Origin of the sequence: Symbioplanes lichenis (assembly GCF_030709675.1) — a bacterium.
GTDB classification, from domain to species: Bacteria; Actinomycetota; Actinomycetes; order Mycobacteriales; family Micromonosporaceae; genus Actinoplanes; species Actinoplanes lichenis.
Map to the genome: position 1 here is coordinate 19555 of NZ_JAUZQD010000029.1, position 11222 is coordinate 30776.

General features: G+C 73.6%; 9 protein-coding genes. 6 read left to right on the forward strand and 3 right to left on the reverse strand.

Going from position 1 to position 11222, the window contains the following annotated elements; genetic code table 11:
- Window positions 1-2: 2 nt before the first annotated feature.
- Window positions 3-761, reverse strand: coding sequence for an endonuclease/exonuclease/phosphatase family protein (locus tag RAN62_RS40125; RefSeq protein ID WP_305790137.1), 759 nt, complete (start codon window positions 759-761; stop codon window positions 3-5).
- Window positions 762-815: 54 nt separating this feature from the next.
- On the opposite strand from RAN62_RS40125, the gene RAN62_RS40130 reads away from it, so the two are divergent.
- Window positions 816-1961, forward strand: coding sequence for a glutamate--cysteine ligase (locus RAN62_RS40130; RefSeq protein WP_305790138.1), 1146 nt, complete (start codon window positions 816-818; stop codon window positions 1959-1961).
- Window positions 1962-2298: 337 nt separating this feature from the next.
- Here the strand turns inward: RAN62_RS40130 and RAN62_RS40135 are convergent, their stop codons facing one another.
- A complete protein-coding gene (locus RAN62_RS40135) occupies window positions 2299-2841 on the reverse strand; it encodes a PadR family transcriptional regulator (protein WP_305790139.1) in 543 nt (180 codons plus the stop codon).
- Between the two features lie 53 nt (window positions 2842-2894).
- Between RAN62_RS40135 and RAN62_RS40140 the strand changes: the two genes are divergently transcribed.
- From RAN62_RS40140 to RAN62_RS40150, 3 genes are read left to right on the forward strand one after another with little or no spacing between them, the layout of a single operon-like run.
- On the forward strand, window positions 2895-3821 hold the full coding sequence (locus RAN62_RS40140; protein WP_305790140.1) for an ABC transporter ATP-binding protein: 927 nt from the start codon (window positions 2895-2897) through the stop codon (window positions 3819-3821).
- Between the two features lie 5 nt (window positions 3822-3826).
- On the forward strand, window positions 3827-4549 hold the full coding sequence (locus RAN62_RS40145) for an ABC transporter permease (RefSeq protein WP_305790141.1): 723 nt from the start codon (window positions 3827-3829) through the stop codon (window positions 4547-4549).
- A gap of 35 nt (window positions 4550-4584) precedes the next feature.
- Window positions 4585-5778 carry a cytochrome P450 family protein gene (locus RAN62_RS40150; protein ID WP_305790142.1) on the forward strand — a complete coding sequence of 398 codons (1194 nt, stop codon included), beginning with the start codon at window positions 4585-4587 and terminating at the stop codon, window positions 5776-5778.
- A gap of 520 nt (window positions 5779-6298) precedes the next feature.
- Here RAN62_RS40150 and RAN62_RS40155 read toward each other — a convergent pair.
- Window positions 6299-7216 (reverse strand): ion transporter, encoded by a 918-nt coding sequence (locus RAN62_RS40155; protein ID WP_305790143.1) that lies wholly within the window; start codon window positions 7214-7216, stop codon window positions 6299-6301.
- Between the two features lie 192 nt (window positions 7217-7408).
- Between RAN62_RS40155 and RAN62_RS40160 the strand changes: the two genes are divergently transcribed.
- Together RAN62_RS40160 and RAN62_RS40165 are read left to right on the forward strand one after the other, a co-directional pair.
- Complete coding sequence (locus RAN62_RS40160) at window positions 7409-10087, forward strand: alpha/beta hydrolase family protein (RefSeq protein WP_305790144.1); 2679 nt, start codon at window positions 7409-7411, stop codon at window positions 10085-10087.
- Window positions 10088-10142: 55 nt separating this feature from the next.
- Window positions 10143-11162 (forward strand): Gfo/Idh/MocA family oxidoreductase, encoded by a 1020-nt coding sequence (locus RAN62_RS40165; RefSeq protein ID WP_305790145.1) that lies wholly within the window; start codon window positions 10143-10145, stop codon window positions 11160-11162.
- Window positions 11163-11222: the final 60 nt, after the last annotated feature.

Here is an 11222-nt window from a genome sequence, read left to right on the forward strand (position 1 = left end):
GGTCACTCCCAGCCGACATCTGCCACCACGGCGTAGTGGTCGGAGGGATGGCGTCCGTCGATCGGGTGGTCGCCGGCGAGGAACGCCCGGTGCGCCGTCAGCCCGCCGCGGACCAGGATGTGGTCGATCCGGCGGTCGATGAGGTGGCCCGCCTCCCGGGGTGCCTCGGGCACGGCCGAGCTCAGCGTCACGGCACCCGGGTCCCCGCCGCCCAGGGCCCACGCGTCGTCGAGGACCGCCAGCAGCGGCGTCAGCTCCGGCTGGTCCACGGCGGCGTTGAGATCGCCCAGCACGAGCACCGGCCCGTCCCCGGCGGCGGCCAGCTCGGCGACCGCGTAGCTCTGCAGCAGGTGGTCGCGGGCGAACGACGGCTCCCACTCCAGACAGGTCACGATCACCCGCAGCCGCCCGCCCGGACCGTCCACCGTGGCTTCGAGCGCGGTCGGCGGCGGGCCGGGCCATTGCGGGTGCGGCAGCTCGTGGACCACTGTGGCGACGATCGGCCAGCGGCTCAGCAGCGCGATCCCGACGTCGATCCCGCCCGGGGGCGCCGGGGGCAGCGAGGTGGGCGCCCACACCGCCGCGAGCCCGCCCAGCCGTTCCGCGAGGACGTCTGCCTGCGTGGTGCCCTCGCCCGACCACGTCTCCTGCAGGGCGAGCAGGTCCGGACGTACCTCCCGCAGGGTTGTGACCAGGCCCGCCTCGCGCTCGCGCCACGCGTCGCCGAAGCGCCACCACACGTTCCACGTCATCGCCCGCATCCCCCGAGGCTAAGTCACCGCCCGCGCGGGAGCGGGAGTTCGTAGAGTGATCTCATGGGTATCGAATTCGCCGTCTCGGAACGCTCCCGGCTCGGGATCGAGTGGGAGATCGCCTGCGTCGACCGGCGCAGCGGTGAGCTGGCCCCCGGTGCCCCGGAGCTGCTGGCCCGGCTGGGCCGCACCGACGCGTTCCCGCACGTGACGAACGAGCTGCTCACCAACACCGTCGAGCTGGTCAGCGCGCCGCACGGCCGGGTCCGCGACGCCGTCGGCGACCTGACCGGCCTGGTCGAGCGGGTGAGCGCCGTCGCCGAGCCGATGGGCATCGACCTCATGTCGTCCGGCACGCACCCGTTCAGTCAGTGGTTCCAGCAGCAGGTGACGCCGGACAAGCCGCGCTACGACACGCTCATCGACCGGACGCGCTGGTGGGGCCGGCAGATGATGATCTGGGGCGTGCACGTCCACGTCGCCGTCGAGGACCGGCGCAAGGTGTTCCCGATCATCGACGGGCTGCTCACGTACCTCCCGCACTTCCAGGCGCTGAGCGCGTCCAGCCCGTTCTGGGCCGGGGAGAACACGGGGTACGCCTCCAACCGCGCGCTGATGTTCCAGCAGCTGCCGACGGCCGGCCTGCCGCCGCCGGTCACCGACTGGCATCAGTACGAGTCCCTGGTCGCCGATCTGCGGCACGTCGGCGTGATCGAGGAGCTGACCGAGCTGCGCTGGGACATCCGCCCGTCGCCGAAGTGGGGCACGATCGAGGTGCGTACCTTCGACGGTGTCCCCACCACGCAGGAGATCGGCGCGCTCGCCGCCCTGACCCAGTGCCTGGCCGAGCACTTCTCCCGCGAGCTCGACGCCGGCCGTGAGGTGCCGCCGCTGCAGCCGTGGTTCGTCCGCGAGAACAAGTGGCGCACGGCCCGCTACGGCATGGACGCGATCGTCATCCGGGATGCCGCGGGCGACGAGGAGCTGGTCACCAAGGATCTCGAGGAGCTGCTGCCGCGGCTGGCGCCGGTGGCGGAGGCGCTGGACTGCGTCGCGGAGCTGGCCAGTGTGCGGGACATCATGAGTCAGGGCGCGAGTTATCAGCGGCAGTTGCGGGTGGCGGCGGCGAGTGAGGGCAGCCTGAAGGCGGTGGTGGCGTCGCTCGTGCGGGAGTTGCGGGAGGGGCGGCCGGGGGGCTTACCCGGTTGACGGTGACCGACGTGAAGCTGCCCGCCGAGGTCGCCGGCAAGCCACGAGGGCGACCGGATGCAGGTCGTCGGCACGAACGGCGCCCTGGTCGGCGGGCTTCGGGACGCGTTCGAGGCCGGCTGCAGTCACGCGTGGACGTCGCGGATCGTCTGGGACCCGCGCACGAGCCACTTCGTCACCGTCTGTGCGATGGACAACGACTGCCGGATCGCGCGGCCGAACCCTTGTCGGACGGTGGCGGCCGGCACGTGCGACGGCACGCTCCGGCCTGTCCCGCGGCCGGCAGCGGCTCGTCGGCCGTGCGGATCGCGCGGGTGCTGCCCTCGGCGCTCCCTTTTCAGGGTGAGGCCGGCCACGGGTAGGCGGGGTCCTCGACGCGCGTGATGAAGCTCTCGAGCCACGCGATGTCGTGCCGGGTCTGCGAGGCGACGAACTCGGTCTCGATCATGAAGACGGGCGGCAGGCCGACGGCGCCCACCGCCTTCTCCAGCACGGCGGCACGGTCCCGCAGCTCCTCGACCCGCCGCGTGAGGGTCGCGCTCGCGGTCGCACGATCGAGAATTCCCACGTACGCCAGGGCAGTCACGAATCTCGCCGCGCTCGCCGGATCGGTGTCCGCGAGGTCGGCCGCCACCTTCTGCCGGAAGGCCTTGGCGCCCTCCTCGGTGAGCCGGAACACGACCGGCTCGGCGCCTTCCGGGGCGATCCAGCCGGCCTCCCGCAGCGAGCCCACCAGCGTGTAGACCGACGAGGTCCGCACGCGCAGATGATGGTAGCGCTCGCGCAGGGCGGCCAGCGCCGCGTACTGATGGCGGGGCTGCTCCAGCAGCAGGCCCAGCAGGGGCAGCACGAGCGGATTGTCGGTGGCGCGCAGCGGCATGCCCCCATGATAGTGTTCGTATACGGGCACTCGTATACGACTAAGGAGGCGCCGTGATCGAGGCTGTGGGGCTGGCGAAGACATTCGGGACGGAGGTGCACGCGGTGCGGGGGGTGTCGTTCCGGGTCGCGGCCGGGGAGGTCGTCGGGCTGCTCGGGCCCAACGGGGCGGGCAAGACCACGACGATGCGCATGCTGTCCACGCTGGAGAGACCCACCGGGGGCACGGCCACGGTTGCGGGGCACGACCTGCTGCGGGACGCGCGTGGCGTCCGCAAGGTCATCGGTCTCGTGGCCCAGGCGGGCGGCACCCGGCCGATCGCCACCGCCCGCGACGAGCTGGTCCTGCAGGCGCGGCTGCATCGGCTGCCCGCGCCCGAGACCCGCGCCCGGGAGATGATCGACGCGTTCGACCTCGCCGGGCTCGCCGACCGGCCGTCCGCGACGCTCTCGGGCGGCCAGCGCCGGCGTCTCGACCTCGCGATCGGCCTCGTCCACCGGCCGTCGGTGGTGTTCCTCGACGAGCCGACCGCCGCGCTCGACCCGCCCAGCCGCCTCGAGCTCTGGGCGCACCTGCGGCAGCTGCGCGAGCGCACCGGCGCGACCGTGATGATCAGCACCCATCACCTCGACGAGGCCGACTCGCTGTGCGACCGGGTCCTGATCCTCGACCACGGCCGCATCGTCGCCGAGGACAGTCCCGCCGCCCTCAAGCGCGAGCTCGGCGCCGACGTCATCACCCTCGACCCCGGGCCCGATCCGGAGCGGGCCCGCGACGTGGTGGCTGCTTTGCCCGGCGTGCAGCGGGTGCACGCGGCCGCGGGCGAGGTGCGCATCGGCTGTGCCAACGCCGAGGAGCTGCTCGCCCCCACCGTGCTCGCGCTGCACCGGGCCGGCGTCGAGGTGCGGGGGCTGAGCGTCGGGCGCCCCTCGCTCGACGACGTCTTCCTGGCCCGCACGGTTCCGGCGCGGGCGCGGTGAGCCCGGTGACCGACGTCCTGATCGTCTTCCGCGACGAGCTCACGCTCGCGCTGCGCACCAAGATCGCCCTGGCCGTGGGGCTGGTCCAGCCGTTCCTCTATCTGCTGCTCTTCGGGCCGCTGCTGGGCGGGGCCGATCGCTGGCTCTTCCTCGTGCCCGGGCTGCTGCTGCAGCTGGGTCTCTTCGGCACGGGTTTCGCCGGCTTCGGTCTCATCCCCGACATCCGGGCCGGGTTCGTCGAGCGGCTGCGCGTCACCCCGGTCAGCCGGCTCGCGATCCTGCTCGGCCGGGTCCTCAAGGACGCCGTCGTGCTGGTCGGGCAGGCCGTCCCGCTGGTCCTGGCGGGCTGTCTGCTGGGCCTGCGCGCCGACCCCCTCGGTGTGCTCGCCGCCGTCCTGCTCGTGCTGATCACCGGCGTGGCCCTGGCCTCCCTGTCCTACGTGCTGGCGCTCGCCCTGCCCAACGAATATCTCTTCGCGCCGGTCGTCACCACGGCGGCCGTCCCGCTGATGCTGCTCTCGGGCATCCTGCTGCCGCTGGACGACGCGCCGCTCTGGCTCGACGTGCTCGCCCACCTCAACCCGCTGCTCTACGTCGTCGACGCCGCCCGCGCCCTCTTCGCGGGCAACGCCGGCGCCCCGGCGGGGCTCGGCTTCGCGGTCGCGGGCGGGCTGGCGGTCGTGTCCTTCGCCGCGGGTTCGCGTCTCTTCGGGCGCCGCACGGCGTAATGTCCTCGATGGACATCGATGCCGGGGAGGGTGCCGTGACTCAGGACGTCGCCGAGGACTTCGCCGATCCGGGCTTCCGGGCCGACCCTCATCCCCGCTATGCGCAGTGGCGGGCGGCGGGCCCGGTCCGGCGCACCCGGCTGCCGGGCGGGGGCGCCGAGGTGTGGCTGATCACGCGATACGAAGACGCGCGCCGGGCGCTGTCCGACCCGCGGCTGTCCAAGCAGCGGGCCGAGACCGGCACGGTCCGGTCGGCCGCCCGTCCGGGGGAGCGCAACGTCTTCGGGCAGCACATGCTGGCCTTCGACCCGCCCCACCACACGCGGCTGCGGCGCCTGGTGTCCGCGGCGTTCACCGCCCGCCGGATCGAGGCGCTGCGGCCGCGCATCGAGCAGATCACCACGGAGCTGCTCGACGCGGTGGCCGGGCGGGACGAGGTCGATCTCATCGACGCCTTCGCGTTCCCGCTGCCGATCCAGGTGATCTGCGAGCTGCTCGGCGTGCCGGTGGCCGACCGCGACGCGTTCCGGGCCTGGTCGGACGTGCTGGTCACCGGCGACCGGCCGCGCATGCCGGAGGCGCTCAAGGCACTCGGCGCCTACATCCGGGGGCTGCTCGCCCGGCGTCGCGCCGACCCCGGCGACGACCTGCTGTCCGGGCTGATCCAGGTGCGCGACGAGGGCGACCGGCTCAGCGAGGACGAGCTGTCGTCGATGGTGTTCCTGCTGCTCATCGCCGGCCACGAGACCACGGTCAACCTGCTGGGCAACGGTGTATACCTGCTGCTCAAGGAGCGTCCGCGCTGGGAGCGGCTGCGCGCCGAGCCGGAGCTGCTGCCGACCGCGATCGAGGAGTTCCTGCGCTTCGAGGGCCCGGTCGCGACGGCGACGTTCCGGGTGGCCACCGAGGATCTCGAAATCGGCGGCCAGACGATCGCCGCGGGCGACCCCGTGATGGTCGGGCTGCTCTCGGCCGGGCACGACGAGGAGCGCTTCCCGGAGGCGGAGGAGCTGAGGCTGGACCGCGCGCAGAACCCGCACCTCGCCTTCGGCCACGGCGTCCACTACTGCCTCGGGGCGCCGCTGGCCCGGCTGGAGGCGCAGGTGGCGTTCGGCCAGCTGCTGTCCCGCTTCCCGCGCCTGGCGCTGGCCGTGCCCGCCGACGCGCTGGCGTGGCGCCCGGGGGCGCTGATCCGCGGGCTCGTCGACCTGCCGGTGCGACTGTCCTGAGGCGTGCCGCCGGAGCGTTCGGGGCGTGGGTGACGGGTCCGGGGACGTGCGAGCCGCGAGCGCTTCCGGTTCGAGGGCCAGGGGACTGCGGCTCGATCAGCGGGACGGTTCGCGCGGTCGACAGCAGACGGAGAGAACCGTCGCCGCCGGCTGCGAGCAGGGCGCCGCCGGCGGTGGTGGTCAGGGCGGTGACGGCTGTTCCGGACAGCGGCTCGTGCTCGGTCACCTGGCGGGTGGCGACGTCGACACACCGTACAGCGGCTGTCCTCGTCGCGGCGCCATACCTGCGGTCCCGGCTATGGGCTGCGGGGGTGCCTCGCGAGCCGTGGTTCGAGGACGCCGCCGTGCGGGAGCTGTGGCGGGAGTTGTCGGCGCATCGGGCGAAGTTGTTCGCCGGTCCGGCGCGGCGGGTGCGGGAGGAGGCCGCGCGGTTCGCTGCCGTGGGCCCGCCGGTTCGGGTGGGAGGACTTCCGGGCCGAGGGGCACGCGGGCAGCTTGTTCGTGCCGGACGGGCTCGACCTCATGATGGGCGTGCGGGCGTGCCTTCTTCTGTGAGTCCGCGCGGAGCAGACGGTTCAAGGGCGGCGGCGCGCGGGGCGGGCGGCGGGTCGGTCTGGGTCAGGCGTCGTTCGAGGGCGTCGAGCGAGGCGCGCAGGTCGGCCAGGTGCAGGTGGACGGGGGTTGCCGCCGGCTTCTGCCGCACGGAGCGCTCGGCCTCGTGCGCCTCCTGCAGGGCGGTCAGCACGAGCCCGACCAGCATGTTCGTGAGTAGGTAACACGCTGCCACCATGTACGAGATGTAGTACAGCACCGCCCCGCCGTGCACCTGCCGGCCCGCTTCGAGGGTGTCGGTGATGCCGTCGAGGGACAGCAGCAGGAACAGCGTCAGCATGGCCTGGCCGACGGTGCCGTACTTCTCGGGGTAGGCGTCGCCGAACATCATCCAGCCCAGCATCGCGTACCCGTAGACGACCAGGACGGTGATGAGCAGGAAGCTGCCGAGGCCCGGGAGCGCCCGGCGGATGCCGACCAGGATCACCCGCAGGCTCGGGAAGAGCCGGAACGTGCGGACGAGCCGGGCCAGGCGCAGCAACCGGAGAACCGACACATTCTCCCGTACGCCCGGCAGCAGCGGCGCCACGACGATGGCCAGGTCGAACAGGTTCCACCCGTCGCGGAAGAAGCGTCCCGGCCGGTCGAGCCGCGCCGCGAACCGGACGGCCAGCTCGGCCGCGAAGCCCGCGAGACACAGGTGCTCGGCGGTGCGCAGCGCCGGACCGGCCGCGGCCACCACGGGGTCGTACGTCTCCAGGCCGAGCAGCACCGCGTTGAGCAGGATGACGCCGAGGCCCGCGAGCGCGAACCAGGCGCTCTCGACGACGGTCTCGCAACGCTCGGCCATGCGCCGGCGCAGCCCGGGCGCAACAGTGTGGATCACGGCCGGGAGCCTAGTGCATACCGGACACCCGGGCAGCATTCCGGCAGGACCATCGTGGCTGGTCAGCGGCCCGCACGGCGCGCGAGGTGCGGCGCAGAACACACCCGGGACCACCCGATCGCGGTCAGCCGGCCGGCGGGCATATCTCGACGAGCATCGACGTCGTTGCATGGGTGGGATAGACACGGGCGCATGCGCAGACTTCTCATGCCGGCCGCGCTCGCCGCGGCCCTGGTGATCGGCGCCGCCGGATCGGGCTGGGCCGCACCGCCGTCCGCCCCGGCCGTACCCTCGGGCGGCGGCTGGTCCGCCGGCGACGGGCGGCTCGTGTGGCGGGCGGACGAGCGGGTGCCGATGGGCGACGCCGCGGTCGAGTTCTGGTCCGAGGGCCGGCTGCTCGGGCGGCCGCGGCCCGGTGCCGACCAGCGGACCTTCTCCCTCGACACAGGTACGGCCCCCGACGCGAGCAAGCTCGAGGTGCGCGCGGGCGGCCGGCGGATCGACGTGCCCGCCCCGCAGACGCGCCGCAGGACCACGGTGCCGAGCCTGGCCCCGCAGCCCGCCCACACCGTGGATCCCGGGGTGAAGGGCAAGTACCGGACCGTCACCGGCGAGTACGACCTGCCGGGCGTCAAGCTGCCCGACTTCCCCGCGAAGGTCGAGATGCGGGCCGTCGTCGTGGCGCCGAAGGGGGCGCCGGGCAAGCGGCCGCTGGCGTTGTTCCTGCACGGGCGGCACTCCGTCTGCTACGGCGAGCCGACCGAGGAGGAGCCGGACGCCGCGTGGCCCTGCCCGGCGGGGATGCTGCCGATCCCGAGTCACCGCGGCTACCTGCAGGCGCAGGAGCTGCTGGCGTCCCAGGGCTACGTGACCGTGTCCATCTCGGCCAACGGCATCAACGGGCAGGACTTCGCGGCCGAGGACGGCGGGGCCCAGGCGCGCTCGTCGCTGGTCCGGCTGCACCTGGCGAAGTGGGCGGACTGGTCCGGCTCGCAGCGCAACTCGGCCCCGGCGATCGTACGCACGGCGCCCCGCGCGGACCTGGGGAAAGTCTTCCTGATGGGGCACTCGCGGGGTGGCGAGGGCGTCAGCCGCGCCGCCATGGACACGCTCACGCCGCCGCCCGCGGCCCAGGACGGCTATCACGGCAAGGTGCGCTGGACGATCCGCGGCATGCTGCTCATCGGGCCGACCATCTTCGGTCACAACACCGTGCCGGACGTGCCGTCGGCGACGATCCTGCCCGGCTGTGACGGCGATGTCTCCGACCTGCAGGGGCAGCTCTTCATCGACGAGACGCGCGGCGTGAGCCGGGGCAAGGCCCTGCACAGCAGCCTGTACGTCGTCGGCGCCAACCACAACTACTTCAACACCGAGTGGACGCCGGGGCAGGCCGTGGCGCCCGCGAACGACGACTGGTTCGCCGAGGACGACCCGGTGTGTGCTCCCGGCGCCCCGACGCGGCTGAGCGCGGCGCAGGAGCAGACCGTGGGCGCGACGTACATCGCCGCTGCCGCGCGGCTCTTCGTCGCCGGGGACGACCGGGTGCGGCCGCTGCTCGACGGCAGTGGCGTGCGGGCGCCCTCGGCCGGGCCCGCGCGCGTGCTGAGCCACGCGCTCGGCGGTGTGCGTACGCCCGCGGTGGTGCCTGATGCCTCGGTGCGCGCGACCGGGGGTGCGCGGATCTGCGAGCAGGTGACCAATGATCCGGCGAAGTCCTGCCTGGACCCGGAGTCGTACCTCTACCGCTCGATCCACTTCACCACGCTCTACGGCGCGGTGCCCGAGCCCGGACGGTACGCCGCCGCGCTCGCCTGGTCGAAGCAGGGCCAGACGATGACCCTGGCCCCCCGGCAGCCCACGTCGCTCGCCGGGTCCCAGGATCTGGCGCTGCGGCTGATCGTCCCGCCGAACTCGACCGGTACCCGTCTCGGCGTCACCGTCGTCGACAAGTCCGGCCGGCGCACCGTCCTCGGTGACGTGACGGTCAACGGGCTGCCCGCGTCCGAGAACATCGCCGCCCACTGGGCGCAGGAGGTGCGCGTACCGCTGAAGGGTCTCCGGGGTTCGCTCGCGAAGCTGGAGCTGACCTCGCGCACGGCGAGCGGCCAGGCGTGGCTGATCGACGCGTGGGGCCGGCGTGGCGGCACGCCCGACCCGCGCGAGACCGGCCTGCCGCGCATCGACGTCGGCGGCCTGGCGGTGGACGAGGGCAACTCCGGCACCCGGACCTACCAGATCCCGGTGCGGGTCACCGGCTCCGGCGGCGGGCAGCTGCGGTTCGTGCTGCTGGACACCGTGACCTGGGAGCCGAAGTCCTGGGTGGCGACCGTCCGGCCCGGCACGCGCACGCTGCGGGTGCCGGTCGAGGTGACCGGCGACACCCTGTGGGGCGAGGGCGAGGGCTACATCCTGGCCGCCAAGGCCGAGCGCGGCCTGGTCGTCGGCGACTGGATCGGCAACGTCGAGATCCGCAACGACGACCCGAAGCCGGCGCTCACGCTCGCACCCGTGGCCGACCGCGTCACCGAGGGCGGCACGCTGACCTGGCGCGTCACCCTGTCGGCGCCGGCCGAGTCCTACGTCGCGACGTGGGCCACCCCGCAGGCCCCGGCGAGCGGCACCGAGCTGTCCAGCACCGACGTCGACCCGCAGTGGTTCCGCGACCAGACCGGCGAGGAACCGGAGCCGGCCCGGCCGCTGTCCGAGACCTGGGTGCAGCCGTACGCCTGGCTCGAACCGGGCGAGACCAGCACGGACATCACCGTGCCGACCGTGGCCGACGGCGTGACCGAGGGCCCGGAGGTCGTCGAGCTGCACTTCGACGAAGAGAGCGGCCTGGCGCCGGTCACCGGCACCGTGACGGACTGACGCCGTTTGCGCGGGCCCGGCCCTGGGGCGCCGGGCCCGCGTACCGTCCTCTGCTGTGACCACGTTCGTCCTGGCCGGCTCCGGCTTCCGCGGGAAGACACTGCTCCGGGTCTCGTCGTCCGTGCCGGACCTGCACTGCGTGGGCGTCGTCGGGCGGGCGCCGGGCCCGCTCTCCCGCCGTCTGGCGGACTTCCCGCGACCTGCCTTCGTGGTCACGGCCCTGCCCCGGGCGGTGACGCCGTCCTTCGTCGCCGAGGCGGTCGCGCTCGGGCTGCCCGTGCTGGCCGAGACCCCGCCGGCCCCGGACCTGGCCGGCCTCCGTGCGTTGTGGGCCGCCGCCGGTTCGTCCGGGCTGGTGCAGGTGGCGGAGCAGTACCTGCTCATGCCGACCCACGCCGCCCGGCTGGCCGCGGTGCGATCAGGCATCATCGGTACGCCGACCCAGGTGCAGGTCTCGTCGACGCAGCAGTACCACGCGGTCTCGTTGATCCGCGGGCTGCTGGGGGCCGGTCACGCTCCGGCCTCCGTACGGGCGGTGCGTTTCGTGGCGCCGCTGCTCGACCCGCTCGACCGCTCCGGCTGGGTCGATTCCCCGGCCGTCGCGCCGGCCACGACGACGATCGCCACCGTGGACTTCGGGGGCGGCCGCTCCGGCGTCTACGACTTCACGAGCAACCAGACGCGCAACCAGCTCCGCTTCCGGCGCCTGCTGGTGCGGGGCAGCCGGGGTGAGCTGCGCGACGACGAGCTGATCCACCTGGCCGCGCCGCGCACGATCGTCCGGGTGCCCCTGGTCCGGGCAGCCGGGGTGATCAGCCTCGGGGACCGCGTGCTGTACCGGAACCCGTACCCCGGCCGCCCCCTCAACGACGACGAGATCGCCACCGCGACCCTGCTGTCCGCGATGGCCGACTGGGTCCGCGGCTCGGGGCCGCCGCCCTACCCCCTGGCCGAGGGCCTCCGCGATCAGGCCATCGCCCCGGCCATCGAGGAAGCCGCCGACACCGGCCGCGAAGTCGTCACGACCCCCGAAGCCTGGAACGACCGGGCAAGCTCTCAAGACACCGAGCGGTGAGGCGCCGGCCTCCTCGCAAGCACCTCACAGAACCAAGCCGTACGTGCATCGTGTGCCATC

Coding starts and splice junctions, on each gene's coding strand:
- RAN62_RS40135 (WP_305790139.1), bottom strand. CDS start 2,841: ATGCCGCTGCGCGCCACCGACAATCCGCTCGTGCTGCCCCTGCTGGGC.
- RAN62_RS40130 (WP_305790138.1), top strand. CDS start 816: ATGGGTATCGAATTCGCCGTCTCGGAACGCTCCCGGCTCGGGATCGAG.
- RAN62_RS40160 (WP_305790144.1), top strand. CDS start 7,409: ATGCGCAGACTTCTCATGCCGGCCGCGCTCGCCGCGGCCCTGGTGATC.
- RAN62_RS40125 (WP_305790137.1), bottom strand. CDS start 761: ATGCGGGCGATGACGTGGAACGTGTGGTGGCGCTTCGGCGACGCGTGG.